The sequence below is a fragment of the Massilia violaceinigra genome (assembly GCF_002752675.1).
Classification (GTDB): domain Bacteria; phylum Pseudomonadota; class Gammaproteobacteria; order Burkholderiales; family Burkholderiaceae_D; genus Telluria_A; species Telluria_A violaceinigra.
The window spans coordinates 6,246,979-6,263,643 of record NZ_CP024608.1; the positions used below are offsets into that span (position 1 = coordinate 6,246,979).

General features: G+C 61.7%; 12 protein-coding genes and 1 pseudogene. 7 read left to right on the plus strand and 6 right to left on the minus strand.

The window, feature by feature from the left end; all coding sequences use genetic code 11:
• Positions 1-213: 213 nt before the first annotated feature.
• The 6 genes and pseudogenes from CR152_RS26790 to CR152_RS26815 form a co-directional block, all read right to left on the minus strand.
• Positions 214-876 carry an SCO family protein gene (locus tag CR152_RS26790; protein WP_099880108.1) on the minus strand — a complete coding sequence of 221 codons (663 nt, stop codon included), beginning with the start codon at positions 874-876 and terminating at the stop codon, positions 214-216.
• A 1-nt stretch (position 877) separates the two neighbouring features.
• A complete protein-coding gene (gene mtoX / locus CR152_RS26795; RefSeq protein ID WP_307718599.1) occupies positions 878-2,218 on the minus strand; it encodes a methanethiol oxidase in 1,341 nt (446 codons plus the stop codon).
• A 103-nt stretch (positions 2,219-2,321) separates the two neighbouring features.
• Positions 2,322-2,780 carry a GNAT family N-acetyltransferase gene (locus CR152_RS26800; protein ID WP_099880110.1) on the minus strand — a complete coding sequence of 153 codons (459 nt, stop codon included), beginning with the start codon at positions 2,778-2,780 and terminating at the stop codon, positions 2,322-2,324.
• Between the two features lie 194 nt (positions 2,781-2,974).
• A complete protein-coding gene (locus tag CR152_RS26805) occupies positions 2,975-3,532 on the minus strand; it encodes a PEP-CTERM sorting domain-containing protein (RefSeq protein ID WP_099880112.1) in 558 nt (185 codons plus the stop codon).
• A 558-nt stretch (positions 3,533-4,090) separates the two neighbouring features.
• Positions 4,091-4,744: a PEP-CTERM sorting domain-containing protein gene (locus CR152_RS26810; RefSeq protein ID WP_099880114.1), complete on the minus strand. Its 654-nt coding sequence runs from the start codon at positions 4,742-4,744 to the stop codon at positions 4,091-4,093.
• Positions 4,745-5,361: 617 nt separating this feature from the next.
• Positions 5,362-7,467, minus strand: a pseudogene (locus CR152_RS26815) (phosphocholine-specific phospholipase C); the annotation flags it as partial.
• Between the two features lie 151 nt (positions 7,468-7,618).
• Here CR152_RS26815 and CR152_RS26820 point away from each other — a divergent pair.
• From CR152_RS26820 to CR152_RS26850, 7 genes are all read left to right on the plus strand, one after another.
• Positions 7,619-9,568: a phosphatase PAP2 family protein gene (locus CR152_RS26820; RefSeq protein WP_099880118.1), complete on the plus strand. Its 1,950-nt coding sequence runs from the start codon at positions 7,619-7,621 to the stop codon at positions 9,566-9,568.
• A gap of 640 nt (positions 9,569-10,208) precedes the next feature.
• Complete coding sequence (locus tag CR152_RS26825; RefSeq protein ID WP_229413850.1) at positions 10,209-11,468, plus strand: HlyD family secretion protein; 1,260 nt, start codon at positions 10,209-10,211, stop codon at positions 11,466-11,468.
• Between the two features lie 33 nt (positions 11,469-11,501).
• Complete coding sequence (locus tag CR152_RS26830) at positions 11,502-12,215, plus strand: hypothetical protein (protein ID WP_099880122.1); 714 nt, start codon at positions 11,502-11,504, stop codon at positions 12,213-12,215.
• 55 nt (positions 12,216-12,270) lie between these two features.
• The gene (locus CR152_RS33305) at positions 12,271-12,819 is read left to right on the plus strand and encodes a hypothetical protein (protein WP_157778757.1); all 549 of its coding nucleotides are present in this window, start codon (positions 12,271-12,273) and stop codon (positions 12,817-12,819) included.
• Between the two features lies 1 nt (position 12,820).
• Complete coding sequence (locus CR152_RS26840; protein WP_099880126.1) at positions 12,821-13,366, plus strand: cysteine peptidase family C39 domain-containing protein; 546 nt, start codon at positions 12,821-12,823, stop codon at positions 13,364-13,366.
• 69 nt (positions 13,367-13,435) lie between these two features.
• Positions 13,436-14,746, plus strand: coding sequence for an IS1380 family transposase (locus CR152_RS26845; protein ID WP_099875410.1), 1,311 nt, complete (start codon positions 13,436-13,438; stop codon positions 14,744-14,746).
• 188 nt (positions 14,747-14,934) lie between these two features.
• Positions 14,935-16,536 (plus strand): peptidase domain-containing ABC transporter, encoded by a 1,602-nt coding sequence (locus CR152_RS26850; RefSeq protein WP_267876262.1) that lies wholly within the window; start codon positions 14,935-14,937, stop codon positions 16,534-16,536.
• The last annotated feature ends 129 nt before the right edge of the window (positions 16,537-16,665 follow it).

Below are 16,665 nucleotides of genomic sequence, written 5' to 3' on the forward strand. Positions count from 1 at the left end.
GCTGTGGGGAACGGCGCGGGACCGTGTTGACGCTGGCTTTCCCTATGACGGGCTGCCCGGTCGGCAAGGCCATACAACGGCGACAACACAAGCTGCCAGCTTGAAATTTCTTATGAGCAACATGCGCCTATGACGAAAAACATGTTTTTCGTCATAATTTATGTTTTTATAGAAATTGACAGAAAAATCTTATTGCTATAAGTGCAGGATTGCCTAGCGCTTCGCAGGGCGCTCAAGCAGCAAGCTGCGGATGTCGTTCAGCACCACATCGGGCTGAAGAAAGGAAGTGGAATAGATTTCGCGCACGCTGCCGGAGGCGTCGATCAGATAGACCTTGAGCAGGTGGCTCAAGGTCGGCAGGCGCTGTCCCGGAGCGCGTTCGCTGGCGACCGACACATCCTGGCCGAAGCCGTCGAGCAGCGGCGCCAGTTCGGCGTTGGAGCCGCTGGTGAGGAAACGCCACTCCACGCTGCCGCGGTCGCGCGCATCCTCGCCGCCATAGCTGCGCATGGCCGGCGGCGTATCGTAGGTGGGATCGAAACTCATGCTCACAAAGCGCACACGGTCGCGCGTGCGCGCATCCTTGCCGAGGGTTTTCTTGAGGGTGTGCAGGGTCGCGTACGCGAGCGGGCAGCCGCGCGAGTCGGTGCAGTAGGTGTAGATGAAGGAAAACAGCGTGACTTTACCGGTGGTAAACTCCGACAGCCGGTGGCGGCTGCCGTCGCTGTCGAGCACCACGCCGTCGGGCACCTTGAGGATGCGTTCGAGCTTGTAGGCGCCCGGCGCCGGCAGCGCCAGCGGGCGTGCCGGCGCCGCCTGGGCGCACGGCACCAGCGCCATCAGCGCCGCCAGCGCGCCCGCGTGCAGACGGGACAAGTCAGCGGCCCGCCACGCGCGGCGCGCCCTGCCCCGCGTCGGCGCTGGCCTTGGCGCCCGCCTTGGCGCTCGCGGCGCCGAACTTCATGTGGTGCGCGCGGCCCAGTTTCAGCTTGGCGAAGTCGGCCTTGAAAGTTTCCTTGAGTTCCTTGCCATCCCATGCGAACAGCTTGACGAACTGCTCGTCGTCGGCGCCCTTCTTGTCCCAGTTGGCCAGCAGCGAACTGCTGATGTACAGGCGCTTGCCGTCCCAGCTTTGCGAGACCATGTTCACCTGCGCACCGGTGCGCTTGGAATAGGTTTCCTTGGGCGCTTCCGGATTGCTGATGTCAAAGTAATGCGTGGTGCCATCCATGAAGGTATTCACCCACAAGCCCTTGCCGTCGGCCGTGATCGACAGGTCGACCGGCAGCGGCACCTTGGCCGGGTCGCCGATGGTGGCCACTTCCTTCGCTTGCCAGGCGCCGCCGGCATCCTTCTTGACCAGCCAGATTTTCGAGGTCAGCGCGGTGGCCGTGATGGCCCACTCGTCGCCCTCGTTCAACGACCAGCGGATTTCCAGCGGCGCACCGGGCACATTGAGCACTTTTTCCGGCTGCATCGACTTCAGGTTCCACATGACCATGGTGTTGCCGAACTGTTTCATGGCGGCCGGGTCCTTGATCAGCTTGCCCAGATCGGTCATGTAATTCACCGCGCCGGTAAAGCTCGATGTCAGCATCGCGTTCTTGCTGGGACTGATGGCGATATCGTAGCCGTAGCCGTCGCCGCCGTTGGTGGTCGGCATCGCGTGTTTGGCGATGAAGTCGCCTTTGGTGTTGTAGACCGCCATGCCGGTGACGCCGCCGCGATCCTTGTCGTTCGACAGCGCGCCGATCAGCATGCGTCCCGGCAGCGCATAAAAGGTGTGCGGGCCGACCAAACCTGTGCGCTTGGCGAAGTCGTCGATGGTCTTGACCAGTTTCGGCTTGGCCGGGTTGGTGTGCACATCGAACACATAGATCTTGCTGTCGTCCAGGCCGCCCGCCCACAGGAAGCGGCGGTCGTCGGTAAAGCCCATGTGATGCGCCTCGCCGCGCTTGCCGACCGACACGTGGCCGATCACCTGGCCGAATTTTTTCGAGGCCGGATTGACGTCCATGGTCACCAGTTTGTCGAAGCCGTCGCCGACGCCCTTCACGCCGAGGGTCCACACGTACAGAAAATCTTCCTGCCCCTTGATCAGGCCCGACATATACGGCGAATTGCAGGTTTCGTCAGCGCGCGAGGCGAGCGGAACGGCGGTGACGCCCAGGGCGACAGCTACAAGCAAACTCAAGCGCATCAATTTACTGGAACCCATTGCTGATCTCCTGATCAAGCTTATGAAGACGCTAATGTACGCCTGTTTGACCTTGCTCCGCAATGGGTGAAAAACATATCGCCTGGGCTTGCGCCAGATCAAACTACGCAGCCAGGGTTTTGCTGTATGCGTAGAAAATATCGTCGCGCTGCCAGCCGAGCGCCGTGTACAGGCTTTGCGCCGCCAGGTTGGTTTTGGCGGTGGTCAGGTCGAGCCGCAGGGCGCCGTTGCGCAGCGCGTGCGCCTCGGCCGCCAGCAACAGCGCGCGCCCGGCGCCGAGCTTGCGCGCTTCGGGCCGCACGTACAGGTCGTACAGCGCGTAGATGGGCGCGGCGGCGAGCGAGCAAAAGGTCGGATAGAGCTGGCAGAAACCGGCGGAGGCGCCCTCTTCATCTTCGGCCAGGATCAAGACCGATTCGCTGCCGAGCATGCGGTCGCGGATGAACTGGCGCGACAGGGCAAGGTCCGGCGCGAGTTCGTAGAACTGGCGGTAGGCGTCGAACATGTCGGCGAGCTGGTCGATGTCATCCATCGTCGCCAGCCGGGTGGTAATTTTTTTCATGTGCATTTTCTGGTTGGTGGCTGTTGCTGACACGGAGCGTGCGGCTCCAGCGTCATCATAACCACGAACGCGCGCGCCGTGTTTTTGCTGGCCCCCGCGGTTCAAAGAGCGCATCGCGCCACGGCTGCCGGCAACGCGGCCGGCTTTCAAGAGTAGGCGGCCACGGATGGGCTCACAATCGCGTGGGCCAGTCTTTAGCGGGAGGCGCGGCGCCGTGCCATCCCTGCCAGCGCCAGCATGCCCACGCCGAACATCAAATAGGTTTGCGGTTCAGGAACGGCGCTCACTTCCGAAATGGAAAACCGGGTTTCCTCGGTCGATTGGAATTGGGTTTCGGACCACCAGTCGTCCATGCGCATGTGCTCGAATATGCCAGCCTGGCCATCGATGGAAATGAGCCCCAGGTAATGCGCCGTGGAGCCGCCGAAGTAGCCGACGGAGACGTTGAAATTGGGTTGTTTGCCGGGTGCATATGAAAAACCGGATACTTCGCACTTTTCGCCCGGGCCCGGCGCGCACTTCATGAAATCGGTACCCGAGTAAACGAAGGAGCGCAGCTCGGACGCGGCGAACTGTCCATCGAGATTGACATCGTCGACCACGAAGCGGCCTGAGGCCGATTTATCGGCCTCGAATGTGCCGTACCGGGTGTTATAAAAACCATCGAAAGACCAGTCGAAGGTGTGTGTTGCCGCTTGCGCGGACACGGCAAACGCTCCCAGCGCGAGAGCGCCGGCTAATTTCTTCATCATCAGCTTTTCCTTTAATCAGATTGATTGCGAATCCGGACAATACGCATTCGGCCGTCCGCCGCCATGCCGTGATACCCGACGCCGCGCCATGGTACGGTGCGCGGCTTGTGCGGCAATACTTGCCGGGCCTCATTCCAATTAAACAAGCTAACATAAATTGACAACATTTACATATTCACACAATCGGAGCGTCGGCACTCCGGCTCAGCTGCTGCAGGCCAGTGCGTGCAACTGCCAACGCGCTTCGTTCCAGGCAAGGCTGTGCGTCAGGCCCAGACTGGCGAGGAAGCGAGGTGATTGGTGGGTTCGTCGAGCAGCAGCAGACGCGCTGGTTCGCGCCCTTGCCTGCGCCGTTGCTGCCAGCCACGCCGGTCAGGCCGGCATGAAACTCCTGGCTGGCATCGTTGAGCAAAAGACGGTCCGGTCGCCGGCGTACAAAGGCAGGCCGGGCGGGTATGGCGAACGAAGACGAAGGAACTTAAAGGGTCATTTGGGGGAGGTGCTCCAGGCGGACTGGTTCAGGAAAAATTGGCCGCATGCTGATGCGGCCAACTTAGCTTAACGCAAAAGCGGCGCGCCTGTCCAGCCGCGCACGCGCCATGCCAGCACGCCCAAGCCGAGCAGCAGCAAGGCTATGCCGCCCGGCTCCGGCACCGCCGTGCGCATGCTGCCCAAGGCGACGTTGGTGATGCCGGCCAGGTAGCCCTCGCCCATGCTGCGCAATTCGAAGCCCGTGAAATACTCGCCGCCGGTAGCCTGGAACCCCAGGAAATCCAGGCTGCGCGACCCATCGTGCAGGGCGATGCCGTCGAAGCGGTAGCTGCCCAGGTTGGTCGCCACGATCAGCTCGACCGTGCCCTGCGTGACCGCCGCATCGAAGCCGAACAGCGTGTACGGAACGTCGCTGGCGATGCTGCCGCTGATCGGCGACCAGTACTCGTTCGACATCACGGGCCGCCGCTGGCCGATGGACAGGCCGCTGCCAGCGCCCACCACCAGGTTTTCGGCGGAGGTGTAGCGCACCCCGCCGCGCTCGAAAGCGCTGCCGGGAAAGTGAAAGCCCGCGCCGAAGTCGTCGAAGTCGCTGCGCTGCAAAATCTGCCCCGCCTGTTCCAGGCTGCTGCGCTGGTCGATGCGCAGCACGCCCGCGCTGGCACTGGCCGCACATAGCGCCAGCAAGGCGATGGCGTACTGTTTGTATGGCTTGAACATGTTCGTTGTCCGGTGAAGTGAAGGGATCATGCGACGCTGACGGCCAGCGGCCCGCCCAGCACGCCATAGCCGTCGTTGTGCAGCAGCCAGACGCTGTAGGTGCCTGGGGTCAGGCTGCTGCTGTCAAACGTGACGGTGGCCCCGGCCTGCGCCGTGTACTGCCAGATGGCCGAGCTGCCCGCCCCCGGCGAGGTGCCGGCGCGGTAGACGCCGACCCAGTTTTTGGCGGCCACGCGGCTGGCCGGCATCGCCAAGGTGAACACGAGTGGCGCGCCGCGCTTGACCGCCGGCGTGCTGGTGGCAAACTGCGTCACGCTCACGGTCACCGCCTCGCCCAGGGCCGTGTAGCCGCCCTGGTGGAAATACCAGACGGCGTAGTCGCCCACCGCCAGCGCCGCCGTGCTGAAGGTGTGGGTGCCGTTCGCCGCCGGCACGTAGGCCCATTGCAGCGCGCCCTGCCCGGCGGCGCCCGGCTTGGCGCTGGCGGGAAACAGGCCGACCCAGTTTTTCGGATCGAGCTTGCCCGCCGGCGCGGCGTAGGTCACGCTCAGGCTGGCGCCACGCTGCAGCACCGATGCGCTGGCCGTCAGCACCACGCGGCGCCGGTTGGCGCCGATCGCCGGATCGGTACGGCCCGGCGCTCCGGTCTCCACGTGGCCCGCGACGCGGCGCAGGAAGCGCGGATCGGCATCGCAGCCGATGCTGTAGTCGTACCAGCCGAAGCTGCCCGCCAGCAGGCATTGCACCGCTTGCTGCTGGCCGGCCGCCACGGTGTAAGTGGTAGCGGCAGCGCCGTAGGCGTTGTCCAGCATGGTGAAGGTGCAGGCCGCCGTAGCGCCCGCGTTCGACAGCAGCAATTGCACGTTGCCCCCGGCCAGGTCGTAGTTGACCTGCACTTCCGGGCGCGCACCGGTCGCCGCCAGGTTGCCGGCCAGCTCGCGCAGAAAACCGTTCGGGCCGGTCACGCTCAGGTGATACTGGCCGCCGGTCCAGTTCCACACTTCCCGGTCGATGCGCTTGCCCGCTTCGACCGTGTAGTACCACGGCCCGTCGGTGCGCACGCTGGAATACACGATGAAGGCGGCGCCGGCCTTGCCGCTGTTGTGCAGCGACAGTTCGAGCTGCTTGCCGGGATTGACCGCCGCGTGCGCGCTCAGCACATACGGCAGCGCGCAGGCATGACGCGTGCGCGTGACCGTCTTGCACGGTTCCTGCAAAGGCAAGGTTTGCTGCGCCGGCGGCGTTGGATACGGCTTGCCGGACACCAGCTGGTACTGGGTCGACTTCGGTACGCTGGCCGGCCAGGCGCTGTTGGGCGACTTGAAATCGAAGGCCGACGTCAGGTCGCCGCACACCACGCGCCGCCACGGCGAGATATTTTCCAAGGTAACGCTGGCGCGGTTCTTTTTCAGGCCGAGCGTGAGCCATTCTTCCAGGAAGCGCAGCTTGGAGGTGTGATCGAACACCTGCGAGCACACGCGCCCGCCCTTGCTCCATGGTGAAATGACCAGCATCGGCACGCGCGGCCCCAACCCGACCGGCACGCCGGCCAGGTTTTCATCGGCCCCGATCTCGGCCAGCGTGGTGCGGCCCATGGCCGGGTCGAGCGGCGGGATGTTGGGCGGCACATGGTCGAAGAAGCCGTCGTTCTCGTCGTAGGTGAGCAGGAAAACCGTCTTCGACCACACCGCCGGATTGGCCACCAGCGCGGCCAGCAGGCGCGCCGTCAGGTTTTCGCCGGCGTTCGGCGAATTGGGCGAGTGCTCGGTGTAGTCGTTGGGCGCGACGATCCACGACACCTTGGGCAGGCGGTTGTCGCGCACGTCGTTGGCAAAGTCGGCGACCAGCCAGTCGCCCTTGGTGCCGCGCGAGTTGGCCTCGGTCGAGCCGGGCGCCAGCACCCTCCCCTTGCGCGCCAGCGGGCTGTCGGGCGCGAGCCGGCTGCCGTCCGGATTGACGCGGAACTGGCGGAAGTAGGCCAGGTAATTGTCGCCGTAGTTATCCCATTCCTGGTAGACCTTCCAGCTGACGTCGTTCGCTTCGAGGATCTCGGCATAGGTGCGCCAGGTCGGCGCGCTGGCGGTGACGGCGGGCGACAGATTGTCGTACTTGGGATCGTTGTTGTAGTAGCCCGCGCCGCTGATGTTGTACAGGCCGCCCAGGGCGCCCATGCGCCCGCGGCTGGTGCCCGACAGCGAATAGAAGCGGTTCGGATCGGTGGGGCCGAAAATCGAACAGTGATAAGCGTCGCAGATGCTGAAGGCGTCCGCCAGCGCGTAGTAGAACGGCAGGTCGCCGCGGTCGAAGTAGCCCATGCACTGGGGCGATTTTTTCTTCACCCAGGCGTCCCAGCCCTGCCAGCTCGCCTGCGAGCCCTTCCACGAATGATCGGTGCCGAGCGAGAGCGCGCTGGTGTTTTTGGCGTCGAAGTGAAACGGCAGCACATGGCCGCCGGCGGCATCGGGCTGGTACCAGACCGGCCTGCCGCCGGGGAGCGTGATCGCGCGCGGATCGTCGAAGCCGCGCACGCCGGGAAAGCTGCCGAAATAGTGGTCGAAGGAGCGGTTTTCCTGCATGAAGATGACCACGTGCTCGACGTCGGCGATGGTGCCGGTGACGTTATTGGCCGGCACGGCGAGCGCGTCGCGGATCAGGTCGGGGAACAGGGTACTGGCGGCGCCGGCCGAAGCCAGGCTGAGAAAGGTGCGTCTGCTGGTGGACATCGGTGCTCCTTGAGTGCGCTGGAAAGTTGTCGATCATATATGTTGAATATGACCGTACCATGTCAGTGCGGCGCCGCCGCCCGCCGTGTCATCGGCTTGTCATGCCGTCCGGCTATATTCCCGGCTTCCTTGCCACCGGACCGACCACACCATGCTCAACAACGCCGCGCAGCGCCGCCTTCCCCTCGTCATCGCCATCGGCGCCGCACTAGCGCTGGCCGCCTGCGGCAGCGACGATCCGGCCGATCCGCCGCTGCATATTCCGGCGCCGCCGGCCGACCAGGGCGCACCCGACAGCGTGCCCGTGCCCGCCGCCGTCGCCTTTGTCGACACGGCCGCCACCAACCAGCGCGGCGACGCCCGCTACGCCACCATCGCCACCAACGCCGGCGTGCGCGTGCTGGCCGGCTTCAAGGAAATCTGGCAGCCGCTGAGCGAGACGGTCGACGCGGGCGCGGCCGCGCCGGCCGTGGACGGCTTTGCGGCGGTGGCGGCCTCCGGCTGGAGCGGCGTGCCGAACGACGGCACGCCCGACGGCAGCGTGCGCAACCAGGCCATCCACAACGCCAATATAGAGTACGTGGTGCAGGCAACCAGAAACCGCACGCCGGCCCAGGCGCTGGCCGCCTACATGGACGACCGCCGCGGCAAGGGCTACAGCATGACCGAAGGCCTCGGCCCCCTCACCGGCGCCTGGCGCGAAGCGGCCCGGCAGACGACCACCATCAACGGCGTGCCGGCGGATGCCATCACGGTGCTGTACAACGATGCGGGCAACAACCGCGGCGTGGGCGGCAGCGCCAATGCCGCCTTCGGCGGCGTGGTCGACCTGATCGGCGCGATGGGCAACAACGGCTCCACCGAACCGGCCAAGCGCTTCTACAAATACGCCCGCCCGTACCGCTGGAGCGCCAGCGTGGTGGTGCTGCCGGCGCTGGAGCCGGCCAAGAGCAAGACGCCGACCACCGACGGCGGCTTTACCAGCGGCCACTCGGCCGAAGCCATGCGCGACGCCCTCGGGATGGCTTACGTTTTGCCCGAGCGTTACCAGGAAATCCTCAGCCGCGCGCTGGAAATGGGCGAAACGCGCATCTGGGCCGGCATGCATTCGCCGCTCGACGTGCTCAGCGGAAGGGTGCAGGCGCAAGCCGTGGCCGCCGCCAACCTGCTCGATCCGGCCAACGCCGCCAGCAAGAGCGCCGCCTACACCCAGGCTCACACGACCCTGATGACTCTGACCGGCACGACGGCCGAGACCTTGCGCGCCCTGGCCCAGTCGGGCACGCCGGCCGGCGACCGCTTCGCCGACCATGCCGTCAACAAGGCCAACTACCTGCGCCGCCTGACCTACGGCTTTCCGCAAATCGCCGCCGGCAATGTACCGGCGGCGGTGCCGAAAGGCGCCGAAGTGCTGCTGGAGACGCGATTGCCCTACCTCAGCGCGGCCCAGCGCCGGGCGGTACTGAAAACCACGGCGCTCGCGTCGGGCTACCCGGTGATGGACGATCCCGAGGGCTGGGGCCGCTTAAACCTGTTCAATGCGGCCGACGGTTACGGCGTCCTGAGCGGCAACGTGGTACTGGTGATGGATGCGGCCAGGGGTGGCTTCCACGCGAGCGACAGCTGGCGCAACGATATTACCGGCAGCGGCAAGCTGGTCAAGCAAGGCAGCGGCGCCCTGGCGCTCACCGGCAACAACAGCTGGAGCGGCGGCACCCAACTCGAAGCGGGCGCGCTGGAAGCCCGGTCGGGCACGGCCTTCGGTACTGGGGACGTGTATGTGAGCGGCGGCACGCTGATCGCCAGCGCGGCGGCGCCGGTCGCGCTGCGCGGACAGTACACCCAGCTGGCGGGAGCCAACTTGCAGCTGACGCTGGCCAGCGGCGCCTACAGCGCCTTGACGGTGGGCGGCACGGCCACCATCGGCGGCGGCACCCTGCGCGTGACGTTTCAGAACGGCTACAAGCCGGCCGCCGGCACGGTGCTGACGGTGATGAGCGCGGCCAGCCTGAAAGGGAAGTTCGACACCATCACGGTCGATGGCATGACGGTCACGCCAAGCTATACCGACCGCGCCCTCAACCTGCGCGTGGGTGGGTGAGACGCGATAAGTTCCGTCCACTCAGCAACCAGACAGGAACCGCAGCGTGAATGCCACTGTGCACACGCTGTTAAGCGACAGCGAACGTTTTGGCGAGAAAAACGACGCGCCCTGCCGTTGGCGGGCAGGACGTCGGCGAGTCGCCATGCGCGTCATGCCCGCCCGACGGCGAAACGAACCGCCGTCGCCCCCTTGAAAGTGCCCGTGTTGAAGGCTCTTTTCGAAAGGGGCAGTCTTTCAGACTATCGAATAGACGCGATTTTTACGGCCATTTGCGCAAGGTTTTCCATGGTTATTTCCGCACACTTCTTTGCGCACAACGCCGAGCCCTCAACTGCGGGCAACTGCTTGAGCTTGCACGTGAGATCTCGACCATTCGAAATAGTGCACGCTCCCCCCTACAGCTTGGTTTGGCCCCACACCACAAAGTCGAGTTAGCGGCGGAAGTAAGCTCATACGACAAAAATATTTTGAACTTTACTTTAACGCGTGGCGTCTATAACCACGTTGATATTCTTGTAGTGCGTGCCTCAAGAGCTAGCTCTCAGCTTGTCTGCAGATGTGCGCCATGCGACACCAATCACACCTCTAACGCTGCTCATCCAATGGGCTGGCTATATAGGAGATTCATTTGGATCTTGTGCCGATACGGGTTGAAGTAATCGAGGCCCGCCGTAGCCGCAAAGCTGGCGCGATCGTGTTGGCCCGCCCCGTGCCAATGAAGGTCGCTGCCGCGTGCGGGGCCGCAGTCGTGCTTGCGCTAGGGCTGCTTCTCACATTCGGCGAATACAGCAGCAAAGTCCGGGTGTCTGGCCAGTTGGTCTATGCCGGCGGCGCCATCAAGGCGGTCACCCCACAATTTGGACGCATCGTCGCGCGCCACGTCCAGGAGGGCCAGGTGGTCAGGCCAGGGCAGGTGCTGTTCGATCTGTCAGCCGAGCGAATTGGGGGGACTGGTTCGATCGATGCGCGCATCGGCGCCTCACTCTCCCTGCGCCGGGAGCAGATCGCCAAGCATCGCGACGCCACGCTCCAGCAACTGGCGTTGCGCGGCAGTGCCCTCGCCGATCAGCAGCGACTGCTGCGGGCCGAACTAACAACGCATCTTGGCGCGATCACCATCGGTGACGAACTGGTCAAGAGCGCCCAGACTTCATACGACCGACAACAGACCCTTGCTCAACAGGGCTTTGTGTCGCCGGCCACACTTGCGCAGTACAAGAACGCCCTGAATGTCGAGCTGGCCAAACGCAATGCGCTCAAGGTCAACCTCGGCAACGCACGCGGCACCTTGCTTCAAGTGCGAAATGAAGCAGACTCACTCGCCGGACGTGAAAAAATCGCTATCACCGAAGCCGAACAAAGTCTCGCCGCAATCGAGCAAGAGGCGGCGGAGCACGAAGGACGAAGCACACTACGGGTCACGGCACCCTCCGCAGGTGCTATTACAGCATTGGGCTACGACGTAGGGCAGTCGGTGCAACCGGGGGCGGTACTAGCCACCATTCTCCCGACGGATAGCGTGCTTGAGGCAACGCTGCTCATACCTTCACAAGCAAAATCGTCTATCGCCGTGGGCCAGCTGGTCCAAATGCGCATAGATGCCTTCCCGTATCAGAAGTACGGTTTGGTGACAGGCACAATTAAGCAGGTTGAGCTTAACCCTATTAATGACAGCGCCAGGACGCCAGATACCCCAAACATCCGCGATATTCCGATGTATCGGGCAACTGTCGCCTTGGCGACCAACTCGCTAATGATGTACGGCAAACCCAAGCCCTTTGAGCCGGGCCTGACATTAGAGGCGGACATATTCAATGATCGTCGTACATTGATCGAGTGGATTGTTGACCCTCTCATTAGTGCGGCAAAGGACCGTATGCCACTCGAACGGAAATGAAAGAAAAGAAGTGCTGACACTTGGCGCCGCGCTATGACCAACGCCAAATCTTATCGTGCATGCGCGGAGTACGATAAAAATCATCTGATGGAGAATGTCATGGAAGTGCTGGATAAACATTTGTTAAGCCAACTCGTTGGCGGACTGGAAGTTGACGGCGGTGGTGGTGGCACCGATAGCGGCGGGTGGGGCACCCCGGGCTCGATTGCGGGCCTCCCTGCTGGCGCAGTGGAATACGACCTTTTCGCAGTCGGTATTCAAGGCATTCAAGATGCCGTCGTAAAGATTCAAGGCGTCACCCCGATTCTCGAAAACCCACTTCCTGAAATCGATCCAATCCGGCCCGGCGATAACGTATGGGAAGGTCCAATCACCGGGGTTTGGGTCGAGCCCGTGATTACCACGTTCGAGACTAGGCTAGAAACGGGCATCGCAGGAATGACCGGCGCGGTTGCCGGCGTAGCTGCGACCACATTCCTTACTGCCGCCATTCAAGGGGCGGGATACGGCTCCCTCCTCGGCCCACTAGGCACTTTAGTCGGGGGCGCTATCGGTGTTGGCGTTGGGATCGGCGCCCTCTATTTGATGGAGCGGCATCACCAAGGCCATTTCACGGAGAAGATTGATCAGACCTATATCGACAAAGATGGCGTGAGGCACATGAAACCGGTGACGACGCCTGGCGACGATAGCCCTTTATGTTACGTTGGACCTGCTGGGGGAAAAGTAATGCAAATGATGGCGTAATGCGCTAAACCGACGTGGCCGCGAGAACTTTCCGGCCACATTTTAGGAGTTCGATATGTCGATTTCTCAAGATATCCCCGCCCGTCTTAAATCAAAGACCAACCCGCGTTTTACAATCTCCGCTACAAAACGTGTACACCAAATTTGGCGGTATCTGTGGCCGTTTCAATCCCTGACGCAGTTAAAAGGGTTCGCCGTTTTATGTGCACTCGGCGCATTGTTCGGTTCACTATTGATTTATCTGTGGACTGATGTAGCCCATCTGGAAATTCTCATTCCTACATATTTTTGCATGTTCCTAGTGATAGGCCCCTACCGGGATTTGCCCGCTAAAATGAACATTTTCACCCGAGATGCCGCCCGCGGGTTTTTACCGGAACTTCATCAGGTGATGTTGAAGATAGGCTATGAGATGGGCCCTTCTTCTGCAAAGCTTGACTGTGTTTGTTTTCAAATGGGATGGGGCTCGCGGGTCAAATGGCTATACGGAATGCCGCAAGTTGTCGAGGTATGCAAAATCGGCGAAAAGACGATTGAGGTGCGTGGCCCTGTACGCAGTCTTAATACGGTACATATGTTCCTTCGCTGGAAGTTAGGGGAATGACGTGGCTACGGCACCATTCTTTCGCGGCGGACGCCTTCCGCTAATTCTTCAGACGGAGGTGGCCGAATGCGGCCTCGCATGTCTGGCCATGGTCGCCTCCTACCTCGGCTTGCGGACCGATCTGGCAGCTCTGCGCGCGCGCTTCTCTATATCACTCAACGGGATCAGTATGCTTAGCTTGGTGGAGTACGCTGATCGCCTGCGTCTGTCCAGCCGGCCAGTATTGTTGACCCTGGAAGAGTTGCCTCATTTACGGACCCCGGCCATCCTGCACTGGGGCGAAAACCATTTTGTCGTGTTAAGTCGAGCCACGGCCAAGGAAGTGCTGATTCACGACCCTGCGGTCGGCTTGCGCCGCTTGTCCTACGAGGAAACCAGCCGCAAATTCACCGGCAGCGCCCTGGAATTGGCCCCCACGACAGATTTCGCTCCCTCCGATGAGCGGCGCAAAATATCCGTCAAGGCGTTGATGGGCAAGCTTGATGGCTGGTGGCAGTCGGTCAGTCTGCTGTTTGTCATGGCGCTAGCCCGGATATTTCGTGAGTAGAGGTCGGCGATCCCGTGCCGAAGCGCGTTGTTACTGGTATCTGACGCCAATCACAACCGGGGACCGCCGATGCCAAATTGTACCAATGAACCGATCAAGTTGGGGAGGGTTGGACGGCGCGTCGTTGAGGCGTCATTCGACGGCGGCGACATCGTCAGCGACGGCGGGGTTCTGCTGCTGCGCCAAGTGGATCAGCGCATCGGCTTAAGCAAAGCGATTGCGCGCGTATTCGAGGATCGACGCCGTCGTGCCAGCGTTTCGCACAGCATGCGCGACTTGCTCGCGCAGCGCGTGTACGGCCTGTGCTGTGGCTGGGAGGACGTCTGTGACCACAATGTGCTGCGCCGCGACTTGGCCATGCAAACGGCAGTGGGCCGGGCCGATGACTTGGCCTCGGCGCCGACGCTGAGCCGGCTTGAAACGTCCTCCACGCGCGCGCAGGCGGCCGCCCTGCATGGCGTTCTGCTCGATCAGTTCATCGCCAGCAAAGCTAAGCGGCCCAAGGAACTGGTGCTCGACATCGATGCCACCCACATGCCGCTGCATGGAGAGCAAGAGAAGTCCCACTTCCACCGCTACTACGACAATTACTGTTACTTGCCGCTGTACGTCTTTTGTGGCCAGGATATCCTCGCCTGCGTCTTGCGGCCCAGCAGCCGCGATCCGGCCGGTATCCTCAGCGCATTAATCAAATTGATCTCCCGGCGCTTGCGCCAGGCTTGGCCACGCATCCGCATCATCGTGCGCGGCGATTCCGGGTTCTGCCGTCATCAAGCTCTGCGCCGCTTCGAGAAATGGGGGCTGCACTATATCGTCGGCTTGCAAAAGAACTCAGCGTTGCTGCAACGAGTAGAGTTGGCCGAACTGGCACTGGCCGAGATGTATCAGAAGGCCGGTTCCAAGCAGCGCATGATTGGAGAATTCACTTATGCGGCGGGGACGTGGGATCGGCAACGGCGCGTCATCGCGCGGCTGGAACACGATGCGCGCGGCGCCAACCCGCGTTTCATCGTCACCAACCTGACTGGGGGTCCCAAGGCACTGTACGAACGCGTGTATTGCGCCCGTGGCGAAGCAGAGAACCGTATCAAGGAGGCGCAGCTCGATTTGTTCGGACGCCGTGCGAGCTGCCATAAATTCCAGGCCAACCAACTGCGGCTGCTACTGGCAGCGTTCGCCTATACCCTGATGATCAATTTGCGCCGCCTGGCTTTGGTTGGCACGGAACTGGCACGCGCCTGCACGGCGACGATCCGCATCAAACTGCTCAAGATCGGCGCGGCCGTCGTGCGCAACACGCGGCGCGTGCGCGTCATGCTCGCATCCCAACATCCACTCAAGCACGTCTTCCTCACTGCCGCCCGCGCGCTGGCACCATAAGCCCGCCAAGTGCTGTCCCCGGCACGCTATAAAGCAACGGGGGTAGGGGGAGTTACGTCTGCAATCAGGCCGCGCGGCAGAACCGACACCAGGAAGCGAGCAATCAACATGCCGCAGCCATGTTCGGCGCACCCCGGCCCTCAGATTGGCAGACTCATGAAATATCCGGGCTAGGACTCGAACTCCTGATGTTGGCCGCTCCACGGATCAACCAGTTCATGATCGACAACGTACTAATGTCCAACGACAAGAGCTTGCGTAATGTGCTTATGCTTGGGCTTCTTCTACTGGTGCTCGCACAATGGGCTCTGTCACAGATGCGCGGAATTACGATTCTTTACCTGACCACACACTTAAACCTTCAATGGGTCAGCGATGTATTCGGCCAAATGGTCCGTCTCCCCATGCACTGGTTCGAGAAACGTCAGCTCGGTGATGTCATGTCGCGCTTCGGTTCGGTCGGCCCGATCCAGGACCTGTTGACCACGCGTGCTGTGGCCGCAGTCCTCGATGGCATCATGGCGATCCTGACGATGGTAATGATGATATTTTATAGTGCTCTGCTGGCGGGCGTGGCGGCCGCCACCGTCCTCCTCTACGCTCTTGTTCGTGGGGTGTCGTATCGCCCCCTGCGGGACGCGAGTCTGGAAGGCATGACGCTCGCGGCCAGGGAGCAAACCTGTCTGATGGAAACAATACGGGCAATGGGCCCAATCAAACTGTTCGGGCGTGAACTCGACCGGCGCGCACGTTGGTTGGCGATGAAAACCGATACGATGAATCGCAGCGCCCGTACGCAGTCAATGGGGCTATGGTTCAGTAATATCAACATGACGATTGGCGCACTTTCGGCTGCAATGGTGTTATGGCTCGGCGCCGGACTGGTCATGGATGGGTCATTTACGGTCGGCATGCTGATAGCGGTAACCGTCTATAGCGCGATGTTCACTACGCGCATGATGGCCCTGATCAACGTGTTCATCGATTTCAAAATGCTCTCATTGCATTGCGAACGGCTGGCAGATATTGTGCTTGAGCAGGGGGAATCTGAGGTAGAGAGTTCGCACGACGTGGACCAGATAGTACCTAAGCTGGAATTGACCCAGGTCAGCTTCCGCTACAGCGACACCGACCCATGGGTGCTTCGCAATATCAACCTTACCATCGAGCCAGGTGACTCCGTGGCGATCGTCGGACCTTCCGGCTGCGGCAAGACAACGCTCGTAAAGCTGATGCTGGGAAATCTGAAACCAACGCACGGGGAGATTCGCTACGGAGGAATGCCGATCTCCCAGCTTGGCGTTCGCGCCTACCGCCGCGCCCTTGCGGCCGTGATGCAGGATGATGTGTTGTTGGCCGGCTCGCTCAAGGAAAACATCTGCTTCTACGACGAACGTTACGAAATGGAAGACATCAAACGCTGTGCGCGCCTTGCACAGGTGGATGCGGACATTGATGCTATGCGAATGGGCTACGAAACGCTCGTTGCAGATATGGGAAGCAGCCTGTCCGGCGGCCAGAAGCAGCGCGTGCTTTTGGCAAGAGCTTTGTATAAACGTCCAAAGATCTTGGTGATGGACGAGGCGACAAGTGCTCTCGACGTGGTACGGGAGAGTATGGTTAACAAGGCAATCAGCACGTTGAACATGACAAGGATCATCGTCGCACACCGGGCGGAAACGATTGCGAGCGCGCGCCGCCTTGTCGCCCTGCAAGATGGAACAATTGTGTACGACAACCCGCTTCCAGAGAACAATCCGGCCCCACCAGCTAAAAATGCATCGCTATAAAATAAAGGCTAAGTAGTTCGTTAATTTTTGCTGTCAAAGTTTAAAAGAGGCCGACGCAAGAGTTGATGTAATGTAATTACCAATACTGACGGAAGTTGAGCAACGGAAATTTCTAGAAATGGGCGTGTT

Coding starts and splice junctions, on each gene's coding strand:
- mtoX (WP_307718599.1), bottom strand. CDS start 2,218: ATGGGTTCCAGTAAATTGATGCGCTTGAGTTTGCTTGTAGCTGTCGCC.
- CR152_RS26800 (WP_099880110.1), bottom strand. CDS start 2,780: ATGAAAAAAATTACCACCCGGCTGGCGACGATGGATGACATCGACCAG.
- CR152_RS26805 (WP_099880112.1), bottom strand. CDS start 3,532: ATGATGAAGAAATTAGCCGGCGCTCTCGCGCTGGGAGCGTTTGCCGTG.
- CR152_RS26810 (WP_099880114.1), bottom strand. CDS start 4,744: ATGTTCAAGCCATACAAACAGTACGCCATCGCCTTGCTGGCGCTATGT.
- CR152_RS26820 (WP_099880118.1), top strand. CDS start 7,619: ATGCTCAACAACGCCGCGCAGCGCCGCCTTCCCCTCGTCATCGCCATC.
- CR152_RS26830 (WP_099880122.1), top strand. CDS start 11,502: ATGACCAACGCCAAATCTTATCGTGCATGCGCGGAGTACGATAAAAAT.
- CR152_RS33305 (WP_157778757.1), top strand. CDS start 12,271: ATGTCGATTTCTCAAGATATCCCCGCCCGTCTTAAATCAAAGACCAAC.
- CR152_RS26845 (WP_099875410.1), top strand. CDS start 13,436: ATGCCAAATTGTACCAATGAACCGATCAAGTTGGGGAGGGTTGGACGG.
- CR152_RS26850 (WP_267876262.1), top strand. CDS start 14,935: ATGTTGGCCGCTCCACGGATCAACCAGTTCATGATCGACAACGTACTA.